Source organism: Paenibacillus wenxiniae (assembly GCF_039822605.1).
Taxonomy (GTDB): Bacteria; Bacillota; Bacilli; order Paenibacillales; family Paenibacillaceae; genus Saccharibacillus; species Saccharibacillus wenxiniae.
Genome location: NZ_JBCGUH010000006.1, coordinates 164,068 through 190,230, shown reverse-complemented (window position 1 = coordinate 190,230; position 26,163 = coordinate 164,068). Strand labels below are relative to the sequence as shown.

The 26,163-nt window shown below is 45.4% G+C and carries 21 protein-coding genes; 4 read left to right on the top strand and 17 right to left on the bottom strand.

The window, feature by feature from the left end; genetic code table 11:
- The first annotated feature begins 290 nt into the window (after positions 1-290).
- The gene (locus AAHF22_RS13175; RefSeq protein WP_347325481.1) at positions 291-3,299 is read left to right on the top strand and encodes an S-layer homology domain-containing protein; all 3,009 of its coding nucleotides are present in this window, start codon (positions 291-293) and stop codon (positions 3,297-3,299) included.
- 293 nt (positions 3,300-3,592) lie between these two features.
- Here AAHF22_RS13175 and AAHF22_RS13170 read toward each other — a convergent pair whose 3' ends face one another.
- From AAHF22_RS13170 to AAHF22_RS13150, 5 genes are all read right to left on the bottom strand, one after another.
- A complete protein-coding gene (locus AAHF22_RS13170; RefSeq protein ID WP_347325480.1) occupies positions 3,593-4,297 on the bottom strand; it encodes an ABC transporter ATP-binding protein in 705 nt (234 codons plus the stop codon).
- Entirely contained in the window at positions 4,294-5,082 is a 789-nt protein-coding gene (locus AAHF22_RS13165; protein WP_347325479.1) for an ABC transporter ATP-binding protein, read from the bottom strand. Before AAHF22_RS13165 ends, AAHF22_RS13170 begins: the two co-directional genes overlap by 4 nt.
- 140 nt (positions 5,083-5,222) lie before the next feature.
- Positions 5,223-6,515 (bottom strand): branched-chain amino acid ABC transporter permease, encoded by a 1,293-nt coding sequence (locus AAHF22_RS13160; protein WP_347325478.1) that lies wholly within the window; start codon positions 6,513-6,515, stop codon positions 5,223-5,225.
- A 9-nt stretch (positions 6,516-6,524) separates the two neighbouring features.
- Positions 6,525-7,511 (bottom strand): branched-chain amino acid ABC transporter permease, encoded by a 987-nt coding sequence (locus AAHF22_RS13155; protein WP_347325477.1) that lies wholly within the window; start codon positions 7,509-7,511, stop codon positions 6,525-6,527.
- A 92-nt stretch (positions 7,512-7,603) separates the two neighbouring features.
- Positions 7,604-8,809: a branched-chain amino acid ABC transporter substrate-binding protein gene (locus AAHF22_RS13150; RefSeq protein ID WP_347325476.1), complete on the bottom strand. Its 1,206-nt coding sequence runs from the start codon at positions 8,807-8,809 to the stop codon at positions 7,604-7,606.
- 547 nt (positions 8,810-9,356) lie between these two features.
- On the opposite strand from AAHF22_RS13150, the gene AAHF22_RS13145 reads away from it, so the two are divergent.
- Positions 9,357-10,268 carry a transglutaminase domain-containing protein gene (locus AAHF22_RS13145; RefSeq protein ID WP_347325475.1) on the top strand — a complete coding sequence of 304 codons (912 nt, stop codon included), beginning with the start codon at positions 9,357-9,359 and terminating at the stop codon, positions 10,266-10,268.
- A 394-nt stretch (positions 10,269-10,662) separates the two neighbouring features.
- Here the strand turns inward: AAHF22_RS13145 and ald are convergent, their stop codons facing one another.
- The 10 genes from ald to AAHF22_RS13095 all read right to left on the bottom strand — a co-directional run bounded on the left by ald (position 10,663) and on the right by AAHF22_RS13095 (position 22,029).
- Positions 10,663-11,799: an alanine dehydrogenase gene (gene ald / locus AAHF22_RS13140; RefSeq protein ID WP_347325474.1), complete on the bottom strand. Its 1,137-nt coding sequence runs from the start codon at positions 11,797-11,799 to the stop codon at positions 10,663-10,665.
- An 866-nt stretch (positions 11,800-12,665) separates the two neighbouring features.
- Positions 12,666-13,106: a hypothetical protein gene (locus AAHF22_RS13135; RefSeq protein WP_347325473.1), complete on the bottom strand. Its 441-nt coding sequence runs from the start codon at positions 13,104-13,106 to the stop codon at positions 12,666-12,668.
- Between the two features lie 21 nt (positions 13,107-13,127).
- Positions 13,128-13,469, bottom strand: a complete 342-nt coding sequence (locus AAHF22_RS13130) for a hypothetical protein (RefSeq protein ID WP_347325472.1) — start codon at positions 13,467-13,469, stop codon at positions 13,128-13,130.
- Positions 13,470-13,676: 207 nt separating this feature from the next.
- On the bottom strand, positions 13,677-14,264 hold the full coding sequence (locus AAHF22_RS13125; protein ID WP_347325471.1) for a hypothetical protein: 588 nt from the start codon (positions 14,262-14,264) through the stop codon (positions 13,677-13,679).
- 1,099 nt (positions 14,265-15,363) lie between these two features.
- A complete protein-coding gene (locus AAHF22_RS13120; RefSeq protein WP_347325470.1) occupies positions 15,364-16,584 on the bottom strand; it encodes a PucR family transcriptional regulator in 1,221 nt (406 codons plus the stop codon).
- Between the two features lie 45 nt (positions 16,585-16,629).
- Positions 16,630-17,856, bottom strand: a complete 1,227-nt coding sequence (locus AAHF22_RS13115) for an ABC transporter permease (RefSeq protein WP_347325469.1) — start codon at positions 17,854-17,856, stop codon at positions 16,630-16,632.
- Entirely contained in the window at positions 17,849-18,613 is a 765-nt protein-coding gene (locus AAHF22_RS13110) for an ABC transporter ATP-binding protein (RefSeq protein ID WP_347325468.1), read from the bottom strand. The genes AAHF22_RS13115 and AAHF22_RS13110 overlap by 8 nt, the downstream gene beginning before the upstream one ends.
- A gap of 10 nt (positions 18,614-18,623) precedes the next feature.
- Positions 18,624-20,027 (bottom strand): DEAD/DEAH box helicase, encoded by a 1,404-nt coding sequence (locus AAHF22_RS13105; RefSeq protein WP_347325467.1) that lies wholly within the window; start codon positions 20,025-20,027, stop codon positions 18,624-18,626.
- A 533-nt stretch (positions 20,028-20,560) separates the two neighbouring features.
- The gene (locus AAHF22_RS13100; protein WP_347325607.1) at positions 20,561-21,340 is read right to left on the bottom strand and encodes an SDR family NAD(P)-dependent oxidoreductase; all 780 of its coding nucleotides are present in this window, start codon (positions 21,338-21,340) and stop codon (positions 20,561-20,563) included.
- 230 nt (positions 21,341-21,570) lie between these two features.
- Positions 21,571-22,029, bottom strand: coding sequence for a chemotaxis protein CheX (locus AAHF22_RS13095; protein ID WP_347325466.1), 459 nt, complete (start codon positions 22,027-22,029; stop codon positions 21,571-21,573).
- 438 nt (positions 22,030-22,467) lie between these two features.
- Here AAHF22_RS13095 and AAHF22_RS13090 point away from each other — a divergent pair, with 438 nt between their 5' ends.
- On the top strand, positions 22,468-23,370 hold the full coding sequence (locus AAHF22_RS13090; RefSeq protein WP_347325465.1) for a LysR family transcriptional regulator: 903 nt from the start codon (positions 22,468-22,470) through the stop codon (positions 23,368-23,370).
- A gap of 164 nt (positions 23,371-23,534) precedes the next feature.
- Entirely contained in the window at positions 23,535-24,344 is an 810-nt protein-coding gene (locus AAHF22_RS13085; protein WP_347325464.1) for a histidinol-phosphatase, read from the top strand.
- 212 nt (positions 24,345-24,556) lie between these two features.
- Here AAHF22_RS13085 and AAHF22_RS13080 read toward each other — a convergent pair whose 3' ends face one another.
- Together AAHF22_RS13080 and AAHF22_RS13075 are read right to left on the bottom strand one after the other, a co-directional pair.
- Entirely contained in the window at positions 24,557-25,519 is a 963-nt protein-coding gene (locus tag AAHF22_RS13080) for a DMT family transporter (protein WP_347325463.1), read from the bottom strand.
- A complete protein-coding gene (locus AAHF22_RS13075; RefSeq protein ID WP_347325462.1) occupies positions 25,516-26,154 on the bottom strand; it encodes a GNAT family N-acetyltransferase in 639 nt (212 codons plus the stop codon). The genes AAHF22_RS13080 and AAHF22_RS13075 overlap by 4 nt, the downstream gene beginning before the upstream one ends.
- Positions 26,155-26,163: the final 9 nt, after the last annotated feature.

Sequence of the window (26,163 nt, the reverse complement as noted above, 5' to 3'; positions counted from 1 at the left end):
ACATTATGCTCTTTCATTTATATTTTCCGAAAAGGATGTGCCTTATAAGAAGGTACATCCTTTTCGTTCATTCATTTACCTGAATGCAAATTATCCCCCTCCATTCTCTCTCTATCCCCACCTCCTACCAGTAAAGGAAAATACATTTCCAAACCCTATTCTGTATAGTATGATGAATCTATATACCTACATAGCTTTCCCTATAGTTCTAAATAGAAACCATATTATAGGTCATAAGCTGTACATCTGGATTGCTTCATTTATATCAATTCACTGGGGGACTAACAGGAATGTTTAAAGTAAATAGACAAACATGGACTGCGCTCGTATTAAGCGCTTCTCTGGTGCTGCCACTTGCAGGGGTTGCCTACCCGACATCCGTGCACGCAGCATCCGACACGCAAAACCACTGGGCACGCAATGTACTGAATGAATGGCAAACGAAAGGCTTTATTAGCGGTTTCGCTGACGGTAGCCTAAAGCCCGATCAAAGTGTCACGCGTTCGCAGCTCGCGGCACTGATTAACAAAGCGTATGGCTTCACACGTACCACCTCGATTCAATATACCGATGTACAAACGTCAGACTGGTATTATAACGATGTTGCAATCGCCAGAGCACAGGGCTATATGGAAGGATACAAAGACTCTACTTTTCAGCCAAATAAGCAGGTCAGCCGCCAGGAACTGGCTGTTATTTTGACTACGCTCAAAAAGCTTAAGTCTTCAAGCTCTGCCAATAGCATGTTTGATACTCAAAATAGTCCGCAATGGAGTAAAGGCTCCATCGGTGCGGTGCTGGATAGCGGTCTCATGAAAGGCGACGAAAAAGGCTTTCGTCCACGAGATATTACGACCCGCGCTGAAGCCGTAACGGTACTGGATCGTTCCATGCAAGGCACATCTGCTGCATCGACCGTATATAACTCAGCTGGTGTATATGGCCCGGAAAGTGGATCGCAAACATTACATGGCAATGTCTATTTAAACGCTGCCGGCAGTACGCTCCGCAATGTCGCCATCGATGGTGATCTGATCCTCGGTGCAGGTATTGGCGAAGGCGATGTGCTGCTAAGCCACATTACCGTTAAAGGAACAACAATGGTAAATGGCGGCGGCAGCCATAGCGTTCATATTAAAGATTCCACACTGGCGAATATGATCGTGAATAAACCCAATAGCACCGTGCGGATTGTATCAGCAGGTTCCACCAGCATTCAACAGACAACACTGCAAACAGCTGCGCTTCTGGAAGAAGAACAGCCGACCGCTTCCGGCTTTCATAACGTAGTGCTAGCTTCCCAGCTTCCATCTGGTGCAGCCGTTAATCTGAAAGGAAATTATGATGCCGTTGATGTGAGTTCATCCGGTGCGATGCTCAGCATGACTACCGGTGCGATTGATCAATTCGCTGTTGCCACAGGTGCAATGAATAATCGAGTTACACTAAATCCTGCCTCATCGATCAATATGTTTACGGCCAATGCACCAACGACCGTGAACGGAGACGGTACGATTAATCGTGCGATTATTCAATCTTCCGATGTGACGATCACACCGCGCGTGACACAGACAACAGTCGGTTCGGGAATCACCGCCAGAGTGGAAGGCCGTACAGTCGGTGCACCGCAGGCCGAGACAAATGTGAAGAAGGATGATAAGAAAGATCATTCTTCAGCAGGCACGACGCAGCCCGTGACACCGGGCACATCTACCCCATCGCAAACTACTTATGTTCTGGGCATCAACAACGGACAGGCCATTTTACCTGATCATGCTAATTATGCCGGGCTGAATATGAGCGATATGAAGATTACCGTGACGTTAGACGGTCAACCTGCGCCTCATTTATTGAGTTCACTCCATTTTAATAGTGAGACACGAGCGATTGAGTTTACTCCGTTGTATGTTAAACCTTCAAATTACGGAAAGACGATCCAGATGACCGTTGAACCTTCTGGCCCTTCTTCCTTACTTAAAGATCGCTTTGTCGGTAGTTTCCAAATGACCGGAGCTTATGGACAAATCACCGATGCTCAGGGCAATGCTGTAGCGGATATGCAGATTTCATTCCGCCGCGGAACCGATGTGAAAACAGGGCCAATCGTGCTGACCACGTCAACCGATGTGGACGGTTATTACTATACCGATTTACCGCCTGGCTCTTATACGGGTGAATTGCAAAAAGATGGCTATCTGATCACCTATATGAACGCATCCGTCTTAGCAAGCGAATATATTCAAACGGATGCAACAGCGATCACTAAAGCTGCGCAGGATCAGATTCGCATTGTACTTACCTGGTCGGCGCTTCCACAGGATTTGGACGCTCATTTGTATGGGCCAACAGCAAACGGTTTTGGCTTCCACATTTCTGCGCTTGAAAATGATAGCTATTCATATCGTGGAGAAGTATACGCTTCGTTGGACAAAGACGTTATGAAGGGTTTTGGTCCAGAAGTCATTACGATTAACAAGCGTTTAAATGGTACCTATGTGTATTATGTTGAAAACTACCCTGAGAATACGATAGGTAGCTTAGGCAAGTCTGCGGCTACCGTGCAGGTGTATATTGGCGAGGCAAGTGCCCCTGTTAAATCGTATACACTGCCAGCAAGTAGCGGTGGCGAACATTTTTGGCGTGTATTTGATCTGGAGGTTACCGACGGTAAACTTCAATTTTTGGATTACAATGGATTATGGGACACCGCACCACCGTACAAATATTTCGGCAGTGTAGAGGAAGAATTGGAGTTGGAGAAACGTTTACAAGATCAAGTCGACCGTTTACCAGCGAATCTATACTTGCCTTATACTACTAACTTGAACAATGCCATTAATCTTATGCCTAATGAAACAAGCGATTCCGGCGTTACTCAAGCTGTAAGCGCAATTGAAGCCGCCCCTTCCAACTCATCCAGTTCAGAAACGACGGTCACTGCTGATGCGTATCTGCAACCAACGGCGCAATCTGAAACGATCAAATTGTTACGTTATAATGATAGTGCGGATGAATTGGCGTTTAAAGTGAAAGTGAATTTTGAAATTTGGAATCTAAAAGCCAATCGCGATATACTCGTACATGTGCCTACATTAGATGAATGGCTTCGCGATGCAGCCGCTGATGCAGAGGATACGATTGCAGCAGAAAGTCATCCCGCTACTACGACACTAAAAGATACGACTGCACTAAAAGCTGCGCTTGCTCATCAACAAGCCTTATCAGTTAGTGCTACAACGAATGATAAAATAGCCGCTTTGGAGCAATTGAAGACCGCTCTTGCGCCGTGGCAAAAATAAGCGACATCTAGCGTATTTATCTTTACCTGTTGTACACTTCCTATTTAAAATAAACTAGCATCAAGCCATATTGAAAAGCCGTCTCCTCAAATGAGAGACGGCTTTTGGTATTTAGGAGTCGGCATTTCCATTAAAAAAGTAGCTGTTCCTTGTTCTCTGCAAGCATTGTATATAAATAATCTCTATTGTATACCACCTGCTAGGATCAAAAAAGCGACTATTCCTAGCTCACAGACAACGGCTGTTCAATGCTCGCTCTACTTTTTAAACGTGATGATCATTCGATACAGACATCAAGCCAAATACGCTTCCTTCACCTGATCATTACGCAGCAATTCCGCCGCCACATCTTGCAAAGTAATCTCCCCAGTCTGAATCACATACCCGCGATGGGCGATTTGTAGCGCCTGATACGCATTTTGCTCCACCAGCAAAATCGTCATCCCCGTTTCATTCAACTCCTGAATAATCTCGAAAATTTGATCCACAATAACCGGTGCAAGTCCCATCGATGGCTCATCCAGCAGTAGAATTTTAGGTCCCATCATCAGTCCGCGAGCAATCGCCAGCATTTGCTGCTCGCCGCCGCTCATCGTGCCGCCCACCTGCTGGTAGCGTTCTTTCAATCTAGGAAAATAAGCAAATGCCTTTTCGATCCGCTCCTTGATGACCGTCTTGCTTTTAACCGAAAAGGCACCCATTTCTAAATTCTCCTTCACGGTCAAACGCGGAAATATACGGCGACCTTCCGGTACATGTGCAATACCACCAAGTGCAGTCAGATGAGGCGGCTGAGCGGTAATGTTTTTACCGTTGAACCAGATCTCGCCCTTCATCTTCACCTGTCCACAGATCGATTTAAGTGTGGTCGACTTGCCTGCCCCATTGGAGCCGATCAAGGTCACAATCTCGCCTTCGTTTACTTCGATATCGACACCGCGCAGCGCTTGAATGGCGCCGTAGTAAGCTTCTACCTGTTTGAGTTGCAGTAGACTCATTCCGCTATCACTCCTTCTTCGACCGCGCTTTTGCCCAGATACGCCTCGATCACTTTCGGGTTGGAACGAATATCTTCCGGTCTACCCTCTGCAATCTTCACCCCATGATCCAACACGAGAATATGATGCGACAGCTCCATCACCAGCTTCATATCATGCTCGATCAAAATAATCGAGATTTCCAGCTCCTTTTGAATACGGCGAATTAGTCCGGTCAGATCTGCCGTCTCGCGTGGGTTCATTCCTGCTGCGGGTTCATCCAGCAGCAATACTTTTGGCTTCGCGGCTAATGCGCGTGCGATTTCCAGACGACGCTGGGCACCATACGACAGACTGCTCGCTTCGGCATTGTACCATTCCGCTAGACCTACATATTCGAGCAGGCGATACGCTTCACGCTGGGAATGATGTTCTTCATGGCGTACACGCGGCAGATTGAGCAGCGTACCGACAACGCCGGTTTTCAGATGAATGTGCATGCCCACCTGTACATTTTCAAGTACGGTCATACTGCCGAATAAACGAATATTTTGAAAAGTTCGTGCGATGCCTTTGCCTGTAATCCGATCGGGCTTCACATTAACGATCGATTCACCATCCAGCTCAATTTGGCCTCCATCCGGCACATAAATGCCGGTAATCATATTAAAAAAGGTTGTTTTGCCTGCCCCGTTAGGCCCGATCACGGCTGAAATCTCTCCACGCGGAAATTCAAAATCGACGCCGCTTACCGCCGTTAGTCCGCCAAAGCGCTTCGTGAGCTGGCTCACCTTCAATATGCTCATCGCTCTATCCTCCTTATGCAGTCAGCCTTTATCGGGATGAGATCGTATCCTTTGATTCCGGTACTGGAACGACAACACCCGGTGCATAACGTGCGATAATTGTTCCGGTCAGATGAACATAACCGGACTTCCATAACTGTTTATTCCGAATGGACTTTGCGAAGAGCAGTAGTGGTTGAAGAATTGGAGTTTTCATCACCTGTAACAACCTCCTTCGGTATTTTGCGATTTTTGGCAGCAATCAATCCATTAGGACGGAAGATCGCCACCAGAATGAGGATCATGCCGAAAATAAAACGCTGCATTTTGGACGGCGATAATGCGGTCGGTACATTGATCATGCCCTGCATCGACAGCTGATTGAGCCAGTTTGTCACTTCCGTAAGGACCTGTAAGTTCAAAATGGTGACCAGACTCGCCCCCAGAATAACACCGGGCACACTGCCCATTCCGCCCAGTACGACCATGACCAGAATCGTTGTCGATTCAATCAGCGTAAAGCTCGTCGGATCGATAAACGTCTGCTTTGCCGCGAACACAACACCCATCATGCCGGAAAATGATGCCCCAATCGCAAAGGCGATCAGTTTGGTACGAATAAGGGGGATGCCCATCGATTGCGCCGCGATCTCATTTTCACGCACTGCCTTCCACGAACGTCCCAGCCTGGAATGCTCCAGCCTGCGTACCGCAAAGATGACGATCAGCAAAATGCCGATCACGATAAAATAAAACTGATGTGGGAACGTAAAGTCATATCCGAACAGATCCGGTGGCTGAATTGAGGACAACCCCATCGCACCGTTCGTAATATTGATCGGCTTTTCCAAATTGTTAAAAATGATACGAATAATCTCTCCGAAGCCCAGCGTAACGATCGCCAGATAATCCCCTTTGACCCGTAGCACTGGCAAACCGAGCAAAATGCCGAAAATCCCTGCCATAAAGCCACCCAGCAAAATGAAAATCCAGAACGTCCCGCCCGATAGCGGAAATAGATCGCCAGCGATAAAATTGTTCGCCTGTCCGGTCGCAAAAATTCCATACGTATAAGCTCCAACCGCGAAGAAAGCGACAAAACCCATATCCAGCAAACCTGCAAAACCGACAACGATATTCAAACCGAGCGCCATCGCGACATAAATACCACACTGTGTTGCCACTTCCATATACGATTCATACGATGATCCACCTGATGTCGCAAACGGAATAACGACCACAAGCAACACGAGTGCCATCATCCATTTGATCCCATTCGTAAATGACGTGTAATATAGCAGCAACAATGATGCCAGCAGGAGCAGAAAAGCAGTCACTGAACGATCCATGAAGTACACAGCACCTGCTGTCACGAGCGTAAACGCAATGAGCAGAATCGCTTGCGCCAGCTTATGATGTTGAAGCGAAGCTTTGAGATCGGCCCATTTCCCCATAATGTTCACCTACACTTTCTCTTTGACGGCTTTACCAAACAAGCCCTCTGGTTTGAAAATAAGCACCACGATCAAAATCGCAAATGCAAATACATCTTTGTACTCCGCTCCGAAATTGCCTCCGGTCATCAAACCGAGATTCGCAGACGCGAACATTTCCAGTACGCCGATCACCACACCGCCAAACATCGCACCACGGATATTACCGATTCCACCAAGCACAGCAGCCGTGAATGCTTTCAAGCCAAGAATGAATCCGATGTACGGATCAATCGTTCCATACTGCTGTGCGAACAGTACGCCTGTAGAGCCACCCAGTGCCGAACCGATAAAAAAAGTTAACAAAATTATTTTATTCACATTAATCGACATCAGCGAAGCCGTTTCCCGATCCTGTGCCACCGCGCGCATCGCGCCGCCCCATTTGGTCCGGTTGACGAAAATGTCCAATCCAACCATCAAAACGATGGCCACGATAAAAATAAATACCGTGTTCGTTTTCACCGTTGCATTGCCGAGCGCTGCCGACATGGAGGAAAAGCCCATGGTGAAGCGTCCTTCAAATAGCTGCGGTACGCTGACGATATAGTTACCTGTTTTGAGTTCAGCGATAAAACGAACCAGATCCTGTAATACGAACGATACACCAAATGCAGAGATTAATGAGATCAGCTTGGGCGCTTTGCGTAGCGGTCGATAAGCTACGCGCTCAATACCAACCCCGAGCGCCCCCGTCACCATCATGGCCACAAATAAAATCAACACGTAGGAAATCCACGGCGGCAGCCCACCGGTCAAGCCCATCCCTTGAAACAGGAACAGCACGGCTGTCCCTACAAAGGCACCTGTCATAAAAATCTCACCGTGCGCAAAGTTGATCAGTTCCAAAATGCCATATACCATCGTATAGCCAAGAGCTACAACCGCATAAATAGCGCCCAGTGCCAGACCGTCAATTAGCACCTGTGGCAAGGTTTGTAAAATGGTTGCGAACATGAACGTACCCCTTTCGTAAGGACTAAAACAAGAGCCAAAAAGTATGGCATCAACCTGCACATACCTTTTGGCCGCATGCTAACTTCCCGTCATTATTGGCTCACTTCAGAAACCAGTTCACCTGGATACGTGTCGCCTTTAAATTCGTAAATGTAGACCTTGGCAAAAGAGTTGTCGCCTTTATCATCGAACGTAACCTCGGTTGCAATCCCTTTGAAATCCTTTGTGGCACGTACAGCATCGCGCACCGCTTCGCGTGTAGGCATCTGCCCATTGCTGCTTTCGAGCGTTTTCTTGATCGCATCCAGCATGATCGTCATCGAATCATACGAATAAGCCGAATAACCTTCCGGTGCTTTGCCAAATGCTTTCTGATAACGTGCCCCCCATTCCGGTCCGCCCTCCATCTTAGCAATCTCGCCTGCAACCGAACTGTATAGCGCGCCCTTCACATCCGGGCCTGCCACTTCAACGAGACCGGAGGAATCGAGTGCATCACCACCCATAATCGGTGCTGTAATGCCTTTATCGCGAGCTTGCTTGATGATCAGACCGCCCTCAGCATACAAACCGCCGAAGAAAATAAAGTCTGGACTCTGTGTAGCAGCGATATTGAGTACACCGTTAAAATCCTTCTCCCCAACGGTAATGCCTTCATATCCAACAATCGTTGCGCCCAGCTTCTGCGCTTCGTCGCGGAATGCTTCAGCAAGACCTTGACCGTAGGCTGTTTTATCTTGAATAACGAAGATTTTCTTCGCACCTACGGTTTTCACGGCATAGTTCGCCGCTGCCGGACCCTGGAAGTCATCCCGTGCTACGACACGGTTAGCGACTTTCAGCTTACGATCGGTAAACTCGGTCGCTGTACTGGCTGGGGAGATCATCGGGATATTGTATTTTTCATATACGACAGAAGATGGAATGGATACACCGGAGTTTAAGTGACCGATAACGCCGAGCACAGCTTGATCAGCGCCGATCTGCTCTGCATTGGCAACGCCTTTTTTCGGATCACCCTGATCATCATAAGGTACGAGTTCGAGTGAGTAGCCTAGCTTAGTAAACTCTTCTTTATGATCTTCCAGCGACATTTGAGCGCCAAGACGAATCGCTTCCCCTTGAATGGAGCTACCACCGGATAGAGGAGATTGCGTAGCGATTTTAATAACTTTTCCGCTACTGCTACTTCCTCCACCTGATGCACCAGTCGTTGTGGATGTACTACCGTTACCGCAACCAGCCAGCAGTCCCATCAGTAGCGTTGCTGCCACCAAACCATTCCATTTCCATTTCATACGTATAAATCCCCCTTTTAATGTTAGTTTATGTAACATTAATTGATATAATGTCTGGTTCAAAGTATACATACTAAATATACATCTCGCAACGCTAAATTTTGAATTTTATTTTCATTTATTGGAATATATTATGAATTAATATTTCAAAAAAGCGAATATTAAGCTATATTATTATCAAAAAAGTTCGTTTCAACTCTAAGTATAATGTATATATTAAATATTTATGCATTTTATGCAGATTCATCGTTTTCGTTATTGTAGGTTTATGTAGTTTTTCGTAGGTGTAAATTTATAATTTTAATCTCTTAATGTGTAATATTATATTACATTTAAGTTTTAAATTTTTTATCGGTCTCATAAAAAAATTTATAAACTTTATCCAGGCGTAAAATGAGTCTACTTTGCTACAGCTTTCATACTGGAATGGTCATTTCCGTAATAAATATTCAATTTAACTAATTAACTAAACTATGAAATCAGTTATAATGATAGAAGTAAATAATGATATACGTAACATCAAATTTTGTATAAGGGGATGGATGAAATGAAGTTCAGTATACGTACACAGGCATTAAAAATCAGCGTAGCATTGACACTGCTCACCGGAACTATCGTTACAGGTGTACCGCCGCTATCTGTCATACCGACTGCCCATGCAGCAACCGTATCGTTAACACAGCAACAACAGCAATTGCAAAAGCAAATTTACAGCGCTTTGACGGCACGCAAAGCCAGCTTCCAGATTACTTATGAAGGCAGTACGGAACAATTGGAGCAAAATATCGAGTTAGCATTTGACGATGCAAACGTACAGGACCCGTATACGATTAATACGGTAATCGATTATGCCTGGCAAGCGGAAAGCGACGGAACGACATCTACAGCGATCATGGACGTTACATATCGCGAAAGTGCTGAACAGAGCGCTTACGTGCATAAGCAAGTAGCGGCAGCGCTCAAAAAAATCATCAAGCCTGGTATGAATGATCATTTAAAAGTAAAAGCAATCCATGATTGGGTAGTGACCACATTGAAATATGATGAGACAGAGCAAAAGTTTACCGCTTATGAGGGGTTAACGACAGGCAGCACGGTCTGTCAGGGTTATGCCATGCTTACGTATGATATGCTAAAACAAGCTGGCTTTGAAACTAATATTGTCGCTGGCTATGTGAATAAAGAGGAAGCTCATGCATGGAATATGGTTAAACTGGACGGCAAATGGTATCACCTCGATACCACCTGGGATGATCCGACACCAGATGGTGGCAAAACCTTTTCAACCGACTATTATCTGCTTACTAACACACAATTGAAACAAGACCATCGCTGGAAAATGGACGATTATCCCCAAGCGGTCACTTCGTATAACAAAACAGTAAACGCATTAGTAGCTAAAGGGGTCAAAGGAGCTAAAGATTTGCGTAGCTCGCTAGCGGGAAATTCGGAAAAATAACATAAACCATTAGCGATTTGTCCGTTGCAATGATACGATTTTCCAAAAGTTTAAATCATTTACTGCTTATCAACAAAAGACCACCGTTTCGCTTTTTCTATCTCTTCGTCGGTGTATCGATTTGTGCTCTACGCATATGCTACCGATCCATCAAAAAAACCTTCATGCCGGCATATTCGGCACGAAGGTTTTTTGTATATCTTTGTATTTTTTTATCATCAGTAGCAACAGATGAATAACAGATCAGGCTTTTTATATTTTGCTTTTTATATTTTTCTTTTTATATTTTTGTATATCAGTAGCGACAGATCATGCATCGACAACGATGATCCGTACATACCACAATCGTTTTTGCCGATCAACGATCTGCATGATATCCGGTTTGATGACACCATTAACTCATCGCTGCAAATGTACGTTCCAACGCCTGTTCGACCCGTACATACTCGTACCCGAGATCACGCGCTACCGCTTCATAAGTCATTGCGCCCGCAGCTGTATTCACACCTAACTTCAGCGCATCGCTTCGCTCCAATGCCGCACGCAGCCCCAGATTGGCGATTAATGATACGAATGGCATCGTTGCATTGGTCAGTGCCATCGTAGACGTTTTTGGCACAGCACCTGGCATATTAGCTACAGCATAATGAACGACACCGTGTTTTTCATAGGTTGGATCATTATGCGTCGTGATCCGATCGATCGTTTCGACAATTCCGCCCTGATCGATAGCAACGTCCACGATAACCGAATGAGCTTCCATACTTTTCACCATGTCCTCGGTTACTAGCTTTGGTGCTTTCGCGCCCGGAATGAGTACCGCCCCGATGACAAGATCAGATGTCGCTACCGCTTCAGCAATGTTGTACGGATTGGACATTAATGTTTGCACCGAGGAACCGAACAGATCATCCAGCTGACGCAAACGATCTGGACTGAGGTCGATGATCGTCACCTCTGCGCCCATGCCTGCGGCGATTTTCGCTGCATTTGTGCCTACAACCCCGCCGCCGATTACGGTAACTTTGCCTTTTTTCACGCCTGGAACGCCGCTCAGCAAAATCCCTTTGCCACCATGCGGTCGCTCCAAAAATTGTGCTCCGATCTGTACCGCCATTCGTCCAGCCACTTCGCTCATCGGTGTGAGCAATGGCAATGTGCGATTAACCTCTACCGTTTCGTAAGCGATCCCGATTACTTTTTTCTCCAACAGTGCAGCAGCCAGCTCCGGCGCCGCAGCCAGATGAAGATACGTAAACAGAATCAATCCTTCGCGGAAATAACCGTACTCCGATGGAAGAGGCTCTTTTACTTTGAGAATCATGTCCGCCGTATCCCATACTTCGGCTGCCGCTGCCAGAATGTTCGCCCCGGTGCTAGCATACGATTCATCACTAAATCCGCTGCCTGTACCTGCCCCGCTCTCCACATACACATCGTGGCCGGCAGCCGTCAGCGTAGCGACACCTGCTGGTGTGATCGCAACACGGTTTTCGTTGTTTTTAATCTCTTTTGGGACTCCAATTCTCATGTTATTTCCTCCTTCAATAGGCGAATCTGATTTGTACACTTAGTATAGGATAGTAAAAATATCATGTAATCGTTCGATTTTCCAAATTTGAATAAAATGAATTGGTTGAAAACACAAAGAATTGATTGCAGTGGTAGGTTAATTGACATATATTAAGTAGCTGTTGATGAAATGAGGAGATATTAGGAAGATATTGTTGTAGTTGATGTGAATTATGATTGCATTTATAGAGTTATTACCCGGAAATGAGGAGAGGGGAACAAAGAGTTAGACGTTTTGAGTATCAATCACTTCCGGGAAGGAATAAGGGAACGGACTCAGGTGGAACCCAGGAATCTACGGATTAAGAGTGAATATAGATTCCTAGACTCCAAAGCAGTAAGATATTTTGATACACAAAAATCACTTTTCATTCATCGCCGTGTTAGGAGAGCGCTAACACTAGAAATCGTCCTTTTCCCTTATTTCCTTCCTTCCGTTCTGTGCTGCTTGCATCACATAGCTAAGCTCTAAGATCCGTATTGCAATGTAAAGTGAATGCTAATGGTTTACTTTATTATTCAATTTCATCAGCATATTATAAACCTAGGCACCAGTTAGAAGATATTCTACAGCAGTTCTACAGTTTCGAGAAATTATTATCGCTAACTGCACAAACTTCATTTTAAAAAACCTTATATATCCTCACAAATTTTTTGGGCGCAAATCAAATCGCCTATAGAACAAGGCTTGAGGGGTCGGCATAAATAAAACTGTGCATTATTCGTAATCTTATATGTATTCGCTTTAACTTCTATACCTTTAGCGCACTACGTTCATCAGAAGAAAGAGCAGATAGCCATCAGCCAACTGCTCTTTCATTTTGATTATTCGGGTATGAACACACCTACTGTTTCAAAGTATAACGATCTCATTGTGTCTTCTTGGTTCTCAATTGGCATTTCTTTAAACCATGGCTGCTCCATGTCTTCCTCTGAAAAGTCAAGATTTCTCCATAACACCAAACCTAGTTTCGGGAATCGATAAGTAAAACCATCTGAATCTTCTCGATCATAAGGAGAAATAGCATCAAGTATATCTACAAGCTTACTAGCTTTTGTTTTGAATAAATCAATATTGTTATAGTAACAACTAAACTCTATTTCTGCTCCAGCATTGATTTCTACAAAACTAACTATGTCTCCTTCGTATTCTATTTGAAAAGAAAGTTGAGAATTTGAAAGGAGTTTTTCTGCATCATTCTTCGACATTCCAATATGAATTTCACCTATAGACTTTCCAGGCTTTACATGAACTATAGCAGCCATTTATGCCAAACCTCCAAGTTATTATTGACTGACAAACCCAAAATATTTTTCGCAACGAGCAAGTGTAGCTACTATTTGATCCAAATATTTATCTGCCAGTGAACTATATTTGCCATCAGGATCAGAAGAAGCTTTAAAATCATTAACTTCAAGCTGCATCAATTCCTGATATTTTTTAGCTTTAAGGAGAGCAATTTCTTGAGTTGTAAACGCAGTTGCAGTTGTTCCGCCCCCACGCGATCCTGTTTTGTAATGATCAGCTTGAGTCATACGTATAGCAGGGGCTGTAGTATAACTATAACCATTAGAAGTCAATGCCTTTGTAGAAACAAAATGATGGCGTTCACCACCAAGAGCTGTCAAAGTATTATATGGTCCTGTTTGAAATAAATATCGTTGATATTTGTGATTATGCAACGTTTCGCTTTTATTATTATAAGCTTGTACCGTTGCATCTTCTTTTACAGTAATTTCATATTGGAAGAAATCAGAAACTTTGCTCCGAGGTTGACTCCAATTATATATAGGTCCTGAATTTACAGATGTTTTCGAAAATTTAACAGATGCAGCCTATGTAAATGTTTTTGCACTAAGATCAAATTTTCTAAGTACACCCGAAACAGAATCTAACGGGTCTTTACCAACATTGGTAACATTCACAGTAAAACCAGCGTTTGTTGTAATATAGTTGATATACCACACATTAGAAACACTTGCTACCTGTTCGCTTATTGTGTTATTTCGTTCTACAATTACAAATTGCTCAAAATTCTGGACAACATTCTTAGGTTGCTCAATTCCATATGCACTCATAATACGTTTTGCGTCTTCTGCTCCAACCTCTTGTTCAGTCTCAGCAGATATACCTAAAGTATGGGATTGAAGATTGAATTTTCGAATAATTTCGTCACTAGTCTCATTAGGTTTTTTCAACTTATCTTCGTAACCATTATCATAGATAAATTTCTTTACATCTGGGTATTGATCCAATTGATCAACGTTAAATGTTTCAAGATTGGTTTTAGATTGATCGTTTGTATCCGAGTAAACATCGTTTGATACAGGAACATATACGTCTTCAACTATTGGGCTATACACATTGCCAGACACAGATTGATTTAAGATCGATTTGTGCGGAGTAATAACTTTCTTTGGCATTTGCTTGATTAAACGTAAGGATGGGCGACAAAAGCAATGATGTAGCTAGAAATGTTGTAACAATTTTTTTCACTATAGCTATTCTCCTCTTCTTTATATTTTATTAGCCCGATATTTAAAGAACTTCATAGCAAACTAGTATTCCCTCTAAATCGGATAATTACGATTGTATATATCTGGTACCTTAATTAAAAGGCAACTAAAGCATCAATTTCGAATATACAATTGTATGCAATGTAACTTTTTGTCGATTATGTTTATTTAAGTAGGTATATTGCTTTGATTTACAAACTGACTACTAGAAACTATAAGTAACTTAAGGGAATACTATAATTTTGTAATTGTTTAATTTTGATTCGATAAGTTATTTGAGGGTTGCAAACTAATGTGACTTATTACTCACTAATACTAAATCTTTAGTATTTTTAGGGACATATGTCTCTAAGTCATATGTCGTTTCAAAAAAGTTTTTTCATCCCTTTCAGTCTGAGAATTTAACACAAATCTATAATTTCATTAAAGATACTATATTAACTTTTTGTATTTTCAATCTTTCATATTTATTATAATCGTCTTTTATATAAAACGTGCGTACAAAAATCACTTTTATTGTTTCAAAGTATTTTTTTGTTTTTTCATTATTTATTCTATTCACTTGTTCTCGCCCTTCGGTTGAGCTACACTCTCTACAATATCCTTCTATCGCTCTTTCTTCTTAATTATACACATCTTGCTTGTTTATACAGATAGATATTATGAGAAAACCCTTTAAAGCGAATACATATAAGACTATGAATAATACACAGTTTTATTTATGCCCATAATTGTACGGATATCTTTGATACAACTCCCTTCGCCGTTCAAGCAACTTTCCTGATCTGTAATAGTTATACAATAAAGCAAATAGCCTTATATCATGAATGCTTCCATATATACAGAATGTGCATATTGCCTCTTTCGGACAATAGCATGCATCTTCTCTATATTGAACGCTTATTCATGGTAAAGGCTATTTTCTTCCTACCTGTAAGTATGAGTATAGATATTCATTTTATCGTATGTTGTTGAGATTGATCGTTTCCTTAATAGCCTGTCTATATTAGTTACTTGTATCAAACCATAGTAATTTGAGTTCGAGGTACAGTGTAACTTTTTCGGACATGCTCGTCAGGTCGATGCCGCCTACTTCGGTAATTCGTTTGAGACGGTAGTTAAGTGTGTTGCTGTGTACATGCAATCGGGTAGCAGCGCGTTTCGTATCGCTATCCAGATCGAGGAAGACAGCAAGCGTTTGTAATAAGTTGCTATTATGCTCTTGATCGTAAGCTGCAAGTCGATCCAGTGGACCCCAGGTAACGGGGAACTGTTCGGCTTCACGGTGCATCGCTGGTAGATAGCGATAGAAGCCTGCTTCTGGATAATAGTGAATAGTACGTGTTTCCGGTAATTGACGGTGCAGCAATACTAGCTCGCGTGCCTGACGGTAACTACGCTGAATATGCAGTGCAGAGCCAACCTGTTCGCCTGCTGCGATATAGAGTTCTTCTTGTTGTGGCAGCAATTCACGTGTGCGCGTGATCATGGAACGGATTAACGCCGCAGCGTCTGCGTGATGGGCATTGATGGCGGTTGTTCCGAAGCCACATAGCAGTACAATCCGGCTCGGCTCCTGCATGTGCAGGGTGACCCGAATCGCGTATTCATTTGCTGCTTGCACGATTCGCTCAGACCAGCCGCTCATATCGGGTGGATGATCATGCTCCAGCAATAAGACATAATGATGAACGGGCAGTTCCACACCACTTTCTTTTGCTTGCTGGGCTGCTTCCTGCTCGGATTGAAATCGTCCACTCAGCAAACGACGCAGTAGATCGATATGCTGCTGACGACGCTGTTGTTGCATAATCTGTCCAGCGGCAATACGTGCGCCATGACGGAACTGCTCCAGCTGCTCATCCGTATAGGAGCCATCGTATTCTAAGAGCCAGATATAGCCAACAATCTCATCATAATGCCGAACAGAAATCGCCATCCGGCGACTTAGTCCGACTTCGCTTAACTGCTCGATATGCTGTGGTTCTGTACTATCTTGAAGTCGCTGCATCGCTCCCGACTCATATAAGGCACGCTGCACATGTTCCGGTACACGCCGTCCGATAATGGTAGCGATGCGAGCTGGGTCTGTATTCGGATCATGCATGCTATACGCCAGCAGGCGATGGGCTTCGTCTTCAATCGTAACCGGACTGCCCATCACCTCACTGATCAGTTCAGCCAGCGTTTGCAGGCTATCCACTTCACCTTCAATGATTTTCGCCATCCTGTATCCCTCATTTACCGAGTGTATAGCTATGCTGCGAATCGATTATTCAAATTCCTCTTCCAGTTGAAGCTCGCGTAACCATTTACGATTCAGTGATGCACGCTGAATCCAGACGATGAGCAATCCAGCAATAAGCGCGCCTGTTAGCCATATGATGTTGCCGGTAATGGCAATCGGTAGCCACAGTACAACAGCGACTACCCATTGTACGATCGTAATTAAGCGAATCGTTTCCAAACGTCGTGCCGCAGGCGGAAGCGGATAAATCGATAGCCAGAGTGTATCGGTATGTTGCTTGCGTAACATCGTGAGTTGCATGCCGGCCAAAATAATAAAGAGCAAATATACCGCGATTCCAAACCATGATTCACGCGCCAGCATGATCAGAATGATCCCAAACACGACGAAGCGGCTCAATGTTGGCAACAACTCGGTTCGAACGAACGTGCGCGTAAGCAAAAAGCGAAACGCCTGCTCCTGCTTCCACGGCAATCGTCGCCCGATAAATGATAGCCAGCGCCGATGATTGACTTTACGCTCGCCAGTCGGCACATCGACGAACCAGCCCAGCATGCGCATGACAGCAGCCGCATGATTTTTCTCAGCGGCAATGAGCCGTTCCCACGGCACAGCAACTTTCCCTGGCAAACGCAGGCAAATGATATACACGATGATACCCGCAGCCAGTACGATGATTGCCATCGGTAATGGCAACCAGAGCAAAGCACCAAGCAGTCCGATCATCGCTACATAGCGAAGCAGTCGGTATGATACACGGGCGCGCTGTCCTTCCATTCGCATCTCCTGCCAGCTACCATAGTTACTTGTTCCTTTGAGCAGCAAAATACAGATCAGCAAGACGAGTAGCGGCTTTGGCTCCATTACTGCACGCACATAGAATGGCCAGGCTACAATAACAAGGATCATCAACCAGAATGACTTGCCGATCATGCCACCGCGCCATGCCGGTGCAAAGTAACTTTTCATCTGTGTCTCCAGTGGAAGCATAAATACAACATCTGCCGGACGCATATACGTACGCACAGAGCCGTACACCGTGAGCGGTGTGAACAAGACGAGCATAATCCAGTATACAGGCAAGCCTGCCGGTATGTTCTGAACGAACGTCGTATACCAGGCGGCAAAGGCAATGAGCAGAAAGAATGTTAATACCGCCACACCACTCTGAATAATATACTGCGTATACGGCAAAATCTGTGCCCAAAAATCGCCGCGGCGTTTCTGCCGCAGCTCTGGCAAATTAGTCATTGCTCACCGTCCAGGTGGAGTCCTGCACCAGATCATAGAAAATCTGCTCCAGTGGTGTGCCCTGCTGACCCGTCTGCTCACGAATCTGCTCCAGCGTACCCTGCACAATAATCCGTCCACGATGCAGCACGATAAAACGATCACAATAATTTTCAATCGTTGATAAAATATGCGAGCTTAGCAGGATCGATGATCCGCCCTGCTTCGTTTCCACCATAAAATCAAGTAAGGAGCGGATGCCAAGCGGGTCCAATCCGAGGAAAGGCTCATCGATAATGTACAATGGCGGCGCTGCCACGAAGGCACACATAATCATTACCTTCTGCTTCATCCCTTTGGATAAATGCATCGACAGGCTATCTTCCTTTTCTTTCATATTAAAAAGGTCGATTAAACGGGCAGCACGGCGTTCATAATCCGCCGGATCGACGCCATAAGCACGCGCGGTAAATTCCAGATGTTCACGCACCGTCATTTCCTCATACAGCTGTGGTGATTCCGGTACAAATGCCAGGGAGGAGCGATATTGCTCTGCGTCTTTACGCAGTGTCGCTCCTTGAATATGCACTTCACCGCCCTGCGGTGTCATCAAACCGAGAATATGCTTCATCGTGGTGCTTTTGCCTGCTCCGTTCAGACCAATCAGTCCGATCATCTCACCTTTGCCCACCTGAAAACTAATATCGTGCAGGACAGGCTTGCCAAGACTGTAGCCGCCGGTCAAGCGGTCCACCTGAAGTACAGGTACCTGTTCCATCCTCATTCCCTCACTTTTCATCCGGGGAGCTTGCACGTTTGGCTTTCAGCCACTTCGGTGCTCCCTTGCTTTTTTTGTCCACATGACGAGCTTTCGGTTTATGATCACGTTTGCTAGTCGAAGCGGACTTGCTGCTGGCAGGCTTACGGACTACAGGCGCAGACGAAGCTGCTGCTTGCTGATCATCATTTGATGTAGAGGTAGACTCTGCTGTTGAGGATGCCGTAGTCTTCGGTTTGCTATCGGTACGACGAGCCGATGCGCGTTTGCCTGCTGGCGCACTCACGGTTTCGCCTCCACGCAATACCATTTCTTGCAAACGGATATGCAGCGTATCTGAAAATTTACGCATAATAAAACGCTCACGCTCCGTAATGATCGAAGCCGCTACACCCTTTTTGCCCATACGTCCGGTACGACCACTCCGATGCACATAAAATTCAGCATCAAACGCCGGGTCCAGACTGACAACCAGATTCAAGTCTTCAATATCCAGTCCACGGGCTGCCACATCGGTAGCGACGAGCACTTCCAGCTTGCCGGAGCGGAATTGGGACAGCACGGTGCTACGAGTCACTTTGTCGGCGTCACCGTAAATAGCACGCGCTTTAAAGCCCATATACTCCAGCTTCGATTCAACTTCACCAATCTGCTCGGTTTGATTTACAAATACGATCGCGCGTGTCGCCTTGTAATGACGCAGCACACGACGCAGCATATCCAGCTTATCACGTTCCTCTGCTACAAAATACACATGCTCAATCGCAGACGCTGTATGTTGTCCTGGTTCGATCCCGACAATGGCATGATCGTTCATTTCACGGTTGGCAATTTGATGAATTTCTTCATTAATTGTTGCCGACAGGAACACCAGTTGACGGTCACGGCGTGCGCTTTTAATAATACGCTGTACATCGGTACCTCCGCCTAATCCAAGCACCTGATCCACTTCATCGACTACGATCACATTGGTCTGATGCATTTTCAGCTTACGCAAACCGATCAGCTCATTGATCCGTCCTGGTGTACCGACCGCAATATGCGGATGGCGTCTTAACTTTTCAATCTGACGTTTGATCGCTGCGCCTCCGATCAGACCGAGTGAGGTAATGCCACGTTCTTCACCATAACGCTCACATTCACGCACGATCTGCATCGCCAGCTCCTGTGTAGGGGCGAGGATTAATGCTTGCAGCTCCTTTTGCTCTGGATTGATTCGTTGCAAAATCGGCAGCAGGTACGCGAGCGTCTTGCCGCTACCCGTCTGTGATTGTGCGAGTACATCGCGTCCTTCCAGCATGAGCGGAATCGTCTCCGCCTGTACCGGTGAAGGTGTTGTAATACCATAACGGGACAATGCATCATTCAAACTTTCATCCATGCCAAGCCCAATAAAATTCGTATTTGTTTCCATTGTATTCATCCTTTATATATCCATAGTATGGCGTCATCGTCACAATTGCTCGCACCCGCCGGGTACGATAGGTCTGTGTCATCGCAGCATGTATCATTATATCAGTATTCGCTTCGTCTGCGCACGCTCTTGCGATAATCTTGTACTTTTAGAATATGTATGCAAACTTGGATGCTTGGGGCAGACACCACTCCGGGAAGGAATAAGGGGACGGACTCAGGTGGAGCCGCGGGAATCTTTTGGATTAGAAAGGAATGAAGATTCCCGCCCCTCCAAATCAGTAAGATATTTTGCTCTGCAAAAATCCTTTTTTCATTGAACCCCGTGTTAGCACTGCACTAACACTAGAAATCGTCCTTTCCCCTTATTTCCTTTCCGCAGTGAAGTGTTGCTCGCATCATATAGGTTTGCGTACAGGCTCTAGCAAGTACTTGTAGCTTTGATTCTTTACTTCTTTACTTCTTTACTTCTTTACTTCGTTACTTCGTTATTTCGTTATTTCGTTATTTCGTTATTTCGTTATTTTTTCAATTTTACTTCCGATCAAAAAAAGAATAGGTCAACCGATCGATCAGGCGTGGGCATAACTGATACAGACGCATCGCGATACCTGCGTAACGGGGTAAATCGACTTCCTCGCGTCGTTTTTCCATCATGCGAATGAGTTCGCGGCATACTTTGTCGGTCGATAGCATAAATCCGCTCACATTGCTGACGTAGGCGCCGGTTGGGTCGGCTCGTTCGAAAAAGGCAGTATGGATCGGGCCTGGATTGATTGCAGATACGGTAATGCCTGTAGCGCGTAGTTCTTGCCGAAGCGAGTTGGTGAAACCGAGCACAGCAAACTTGGTGGCGGTGTAGGATGTGGATTTGGCAGTGGCGAATTTGCCTGCCATCGAAGCGACATTTAGAATCTGTCCACCACCGGCTTGCAGCATATGAGGCAGCACGGTATGGGTACAGCGCACGATGCCCATGTAGTTTACGTCCATCATCTGTTCATACTGTTCCAGATCGGTATCCAACATGGCGGTAAATTGTCCGTATCCCGCATTGTTAAGCAAAATATCGATGCGTCCATATTGTTCGATGACTTTCGCAACGACATGCTCGATCTCGTCCTGTTGCTGAACATCCATCGCAAAGACGCGGTGCTCCCCCCGTAACTGCTGCGAAAGTTGCTCCAGCTTCGCCTGTGAGCGCGCGGTCAAGATCGGAATGGCTCCTTTTTCCGCAAGCATTTCAGCCGTCCGTGCGCCCAATCCACTGGAAGCACCGGTAATGAGTACGATTTTGTTGGCAAGTGTCACAATAAGCCCCCCTAGTCTAGTTTCATTTTAGGGGATGCTGGTGCTGATATCCAGCATTATCCGTATCCTGCCATATGGAATGTACCTATCAAAAAAGCCATCCCTTGCCTCTAGGGCAGGGACAGCTTTGATTTGTGTATTCACCGTTCGTTGGGTCAAGGCCATTTATGGAGGTCTTACATGTTACCGTTATCGGCACAGTCGAGAAGTGTTGAAATCAATCAGCTTGGAAATTAGGACACCATGACCTGAATGTCCAATTCGCCAATGCCATCCATGATCAGAGGAATGGTCAATGCTTTTGTAGACATAAAGCCTGTCACTGCACTTGTTTTCATCACTTTTGGCGGTGTGATATCTACTGTTACACCTTGATTGGATAAAATGGTACTTGCGTTACCGCTAATCATATTACCCAGCTCGGAAATAGCACTTTGGCCCATTTCGTCCATTTCAGTTAACACAAAACCGCCCATCATAGCTGATACCATACGCAGTGCTACACTTTCATGAATACCGAAAATGATATCACCGCTCATCTGTCCTGTCATGCCGATTTGAATCCAAATATGATCATCCACCAGTTCGATATCCTTGATACCGAGATTTCCGGTGGAAGGAGAGACCTGAACAACCTGTCCGATTACCAATCTCGCTGCTTCCAAAAAAGGATTAATTACTTCCGCCTTCATACTTTAATACTCCCCTCCGCTAATGGGTTAATATTTTAAATGAAACTTATGACCTATAATTAGTAAACTCATTATACCTTATAACCTAGTACAATTCATCCAGAAACCTACCCCTATCCCAAAATATTTAAAATATTTTTCGGATATGTTGCTGGAACGACTCTTTCACATCTTTCATAGGTATAAAGATGCTTATTTCGTCGATTTTTCTAGGCCCATTCGACGACTTTTTACTATTATCGGATAATGTAGCGATTTTATGTATACTACCGTTTGCTAAATTGCTCAAAACACGTCGTTTTTTTGTAAAAAGTTTCCGTTACCGCTTCCGTAAACTTGCGAAAGTATGCGAAATTGCAGAAATGTATTTTCAGCCGCATTGCTGGTTTTTCAGCAATCCACTATAATTTATGAACAGGTGTACATAAGGAGGAACTCATGAATATCAGTCAACTGGAAACATTATTGACCATTTCGCGCACCATGAGCTTCCGTAAGGCAGGTGAACTGCTGAATCTCACCCAGCCTGCGGTATCCGCTCAGATCAAAAGCCTGGAGGATGAGTTCAAAACGGTGCTTGTTAACCGTAACCAGCCGGTAACGCTGACTGACCAGGGAACGGTATTTCTGGAGCATGCAGAGCAGATTTTATCGGTTGTTGAGCAATTAAAACAGCGCCTTGCTGATCTGGACGAAACGCCGCAAGGGCGAATTTTGCTCGGAACGACGACTTCGATTGCCATTCAGATTTTACCGAGAGTGCTGGCGTATTTTCAAAATCAATTTCCACTGATTAAAACGATGATTCATTCGATGCCTTCCTCTCAAATTTATAATAGTGTAGAGCATGGTCTGGTCGATGTTGGAATCGGTTACCTGATTGAACGGAATCCGAATCTGGAAACGTCCATTCTATACTATGATATGTTTGAGCTGGTCGTCTCGCCCCAGCATCCGCTGGCACGTACACGCAAGGCGACGATTCAAGATTTGCAGCACCTGCCACTGATTATGCTTTCGCCCGATACGGTCGGACGTCGATTTGTAGATGAGGTGTTCAAGCAACATGGTGTTGTACCCGAAATTATTATGGAGCTATCCAGTAGTGAGGAAGTGAAGCGGATGGTTGAGATTGATCTCGGCGCTGCCATCATTTCGCGCCAGTCGATCAGCAGTGAACTTCGTCATGGCACACTCGTAATGATTCCAATGCCTGAGTTCGAAGTTAGCCATCCGGTAGGATTAATTTACAAATCTGGACGCTATCTAAACTCGGCAATGCGTCAATTTCTGGATGATCTGAAAGGCATGCCTGCTGATCATTTTCTCAGTCCAGAATAATCCGTACTTCAATTATTCCATATTGTCAGAAAAGTTTCGGTCAGGCTAGAACAGGTCTGTGATTCAGACTATTTAGATTATGTAAGCTATTAGACTCTTTAAACTGTTTAGAATACAAATGTCGAATACGACTTATTATGATTCAGAAGCAAAGGAGCGAGCCTATGAAATTTGATCTTCATACCCACCATTATCGCTGTGGACACGCGGATGGCAATATCCGCGATTATGTTGAAGCAGGCATTAGCGCCGGTTTACAGGTGATCGGTATTTCGGATCACACGCCTTATTTTGGCTTTGAAGAGGATCAAGCCTTTCCGAATACTGCGATGGGAAAAAGCCAGCTTGCTGCCTACGTGCAGGAAGTGCTTGATTTGAAAAAGGAGTATGCGGGCCAAATTGATGTGTTGCTCGGTATCGAATCCGATTATTTTCCACATCATGCCCATTTGTACAAAGCAGCACTGGATGCCTATCCATTCGACTATATTATTGGCTCCGTCCATTTTAGCGGCGGCTATAGCATTTTTGACCCTACACGCTGGGAAGGACTGAACAAGCAGGAAAAGGTCGCGACGAAGGCGGAGTATTTCCGTATGATCGGCGAATCCGCTAAGAGTGGCATGTTCCACATCCTCGGTCATATTGATGCGATGAAGAGCAGATATCCCGAATTTAGCGATATTGAAGCACCGGAAGCGCTGGACGATATGTTACGCACGATCGCTGACTCCGGTGTGGCGATTGAGGTGAATACTTCCGGCAAAATCAAACTGTGCGGACTGTGGCATCCGATCGATGCGATGCTGGAACGCGCCTTCCATTTTGGCGTGGAAATTTCCTTCGGCTCTGACTCTCACGTACCGGAGCGCGTAGGGGATGACTTTGAGCTTGTGGCGAGCAAGCTGCGTGAGATCGGTTATACGGAATGGGTGTATTATAAGCAAAAGCAGCGTCAGGTTGTGGCCTTGTAACGATAAATAGATAGCAATTAGCACAAAAAGAGGACCTGCCCACAGGGGACAGGTCCTTTTGCATGTATCAAAAAGGGGGTCTTGTTATGTATCATAAAGCAAGCTTGTTAGGATTGCATTGCAGCTATGTTGCAATTACATAACAATCACTACCAAATCCTGTACAAAGCACATTTTACAGCAACTCATGAGCGAATGAAGGCGGAATGACATTACGTCTGCTTTCGTGCAGCCTTACCGTTAGCTATCTGCTCTGCACGTCGTCCTCTATTCACCAGCATAATGCTTGCCGTAACAAGCACCAGTGCGACCAGTGACCAGAGCGAAGCACGCTCACCGAGCCAGACGGCAGAGAGAATCACACCGAATGGCGGAGTTAAAAACAGATACATCGACACACGGCCAACTTCGTTATATTTCATCACCGTATTCCAGAGCGCAAACGCACCAGCTGATAAAAGCGCCAGATACAATAACATAAGCAGTCCTATACCGTCCCATGCAAACGGAAACGGATGACCTGATGCACAGCCGATGATAACGAGTCCGAGTCCACCCCAGAACATTTGTCGTCCGGTCAGACTGATCACTGGCTCGATAGCTGCCTCGCGGCGTGCCAGTACATTACCGACTCCGCCGGATAATGCAGACAGTAACATAAGCAGTTCTGCGACTCCAAATGTAATATGCAGCTGATTTCCAGATGCCATACCCATTACCGCAATACCGCCAAAACCGAGCAGCAAGCCCAGCCATTTACGCAAAGAGAGCTGTTCTGTTTTCATCATCCAGCGCACTGCTAACAACTGAAACAGAGATACCGAACCGGCGATGATCGACATCGTCATGCCTGAACCCTGTCCAAGCGCAGCATATACAAACACATATTGTAAAAATGTTTGCAGCAGCGCCAGCACAAGCAGTGACGACGCTTTGACCCGCTGCGGCTTGATGCCTTTACGCTGTAACAGGCGCGCCAGCACCATCAGCAGCAGTCCTGCCAGTACGAATCGATAGCCGGCGAACAGCCACTGGGCAAAGGGATCATTGGATGCAATATGTAGATGATAATAACTCAGCTTGATAAAGGGCAGCGCGCTGCCCCACAAAATCGTCGCGGCTACCGAGCTGACCATAATGCCTGTTGTGCTGGTGAACCAGCGTTCAGCCGTCATGAGGAAAAGGACTCTCCGCTGTTATCCAGCAGCTGAGCATGCATCGCTGCACGCTCTTTGCGCAGCTCGAATTCACTGTTGGCTACGGAATAGACGACGATGCCCATCTCCTGCCAGTAGCTGCGAACACCAGAATTGGATGGCGGCTGCTGGCGCATGCCGTTTTTCTCCAGTACGCGAATGGACAGATCATTTTTGATATGGCAGCGCCCGACGATATAGGACAGATCCATCTGCTGAAATCCAAATTCAATCAGACGTCCCACCGCTTCTGTCGCATAGCCCTGACCCCAGAAGCGCTTACTGAGCGCAAAACCGATCTCTGCGCGAGCTGCACGTTCATCCCAGCGCTGGAACGAACACACGCCATACATCTCATCCCCTGCCGCCGACATAATCGCAAAATGAATCGAACTCATACTACGGAACGCTTCTTCCACACGTCGCCCCAATCGATCCGGTTGCAGCTTCTGATATTCCTTCATCTCCGGTGTACCATACAGATACGTGATCACCTGCGGATCACTCGCACAGTCCCACCAGCGCTCAATATAGTCAGCAGTCAGTCGGCGGAGCGATAAACGCTCGGTATACAGATCAGGTATTCCTTTTTTCAAATCCTCTTTATTCAGCATGGTCACTCC

Coding starts and splice junctions, on each gene's coding strand:
- AAHF22_RS13155 (WP_347325477.1), bottom strand. CDS start 7,511: ATGTTCGCAACCATTTTACAAACCTTGCCACAGGTGCTAATTGACGGT.
- AAHF22_RS13075 (WP_347325462.1), bottom strand. CDS start 26,154: ATGCTGAATAAAGAGGATTTGAAAAAAGGAATACCTGATCTGTATACC.
- AAHF22_RS13175 (WP_347325481.1), top strand. CDS start 291: ATGTTTAAAGTAAATAGACAAACATGGACTGCGCTCGTATTAAGCGCT.
- AAHF22_RS13150 (WP_347325476.1), bottom strand. CDS start 8,809: ATGAAATGGAAATGGAATGGTTTGGTGGCAGCAACGCTACTGATGGGA.
- AAHF22_RS13165 (WP_347325479.1), bottom strand. CDS start 5,082: ATGAGCATATTGAAGGTGAGCCAGCTCACGAAGCGCTTTGGCGGACTA.
- ald (WP_347325474.1), bottom strand. CDS start 11,799: ATGAGAATTGGAGTCCCAAAAGAGATTAAAAACAACGAAAACCGTGTT.
- AAHF22_RS13135 (WP_347325473.1), bottom strand. CDS start 13,106: ATGGCTGCTATAGTTCATGTAAAGCCTGGAAAGTCTATAGGTGAAATT.
- AAHF22_RS13125 (WP_347325471.1), bottom strand. CDS start 14,264: ATGCCAAAGAAAGTTATTACTCCGCACAAATCGATCTTAAATCAATCT.
- AAHF22_RS13160 (WP_347325478.1), bottom strand. CDS start 6,515: ATGGGGAAATGGGCCGATCTCAAAGCTTCGCTTCAACATCATAAGCTG.
- AAHF22_RS13115 (WP_347325469.1), bottom strand. CDS start 17,856: ATGACTAATTTGCCAGAGCTGCGGCAGAAACGCCGCGGCGATTTTTGG.
- AAHF22_RS13120 (WP_347325470.1), bottom strand. CDS start 16,584: ATGGCGAAAATCATTGAAGGTGAAGTGGATAGCCTGCAAACGCTGGCT.
- AAHF22_RS13110 (WP_347325468.1), bottom strand. CDS start 18,613: ATGGAACAGGTACCTGTACTTCAGGTGGACCGCTTGACCGGCGGCTAC.
- AAHF22_RS13145 (WP_347325475.1), top strand. CDS start 9,357: ATGAAGTTCAGTATACGTACACAGGCATTAAAAATCAGCGTAGCATTG.
- AAHF22_RS13080 (WP_347325463.1), bottom strand. CDS start 25,519: ATGACGGCTGAACGCTGGTTCACCAGCACAACAGGCATTATGGTCAGC.
- AAHF22_RS13170 (WP_347325480.1), bottom strand. CDS start 4,297: ATGAGTCTACTGCAACTCAAACAGGTAGAAGCTTACTACGGCGCCATT.
- AAHF22_RS13105 (WP_347325467.1), bottom strand. CDS start 20,027: ATGGAAACAAATACGAATTTTATTGGGCTTGGCATGGATGAAAGTTTG.
- AAHF22_RS13085 (WP_347325464.1), top strand. CDS start 23,535: ATGAAATTTGATCTTCATACCCACCATTATCGCTGTGGACACGCGGAT.
- AAHF22_RS13095 (WP_347325466.1), bottom strand. CDS start 22,029: ATGAAGGCGGAAGTAATTAATCCTTTTTTGGAAGCAGCGAGATTGGTA.
- AAHF22_RS13090 (WP_347325465.1), top strand. CDS start 22,468: ATGAATATCAGTCAACTGGAAACATTATTGACCATTTCGCGCACCATG.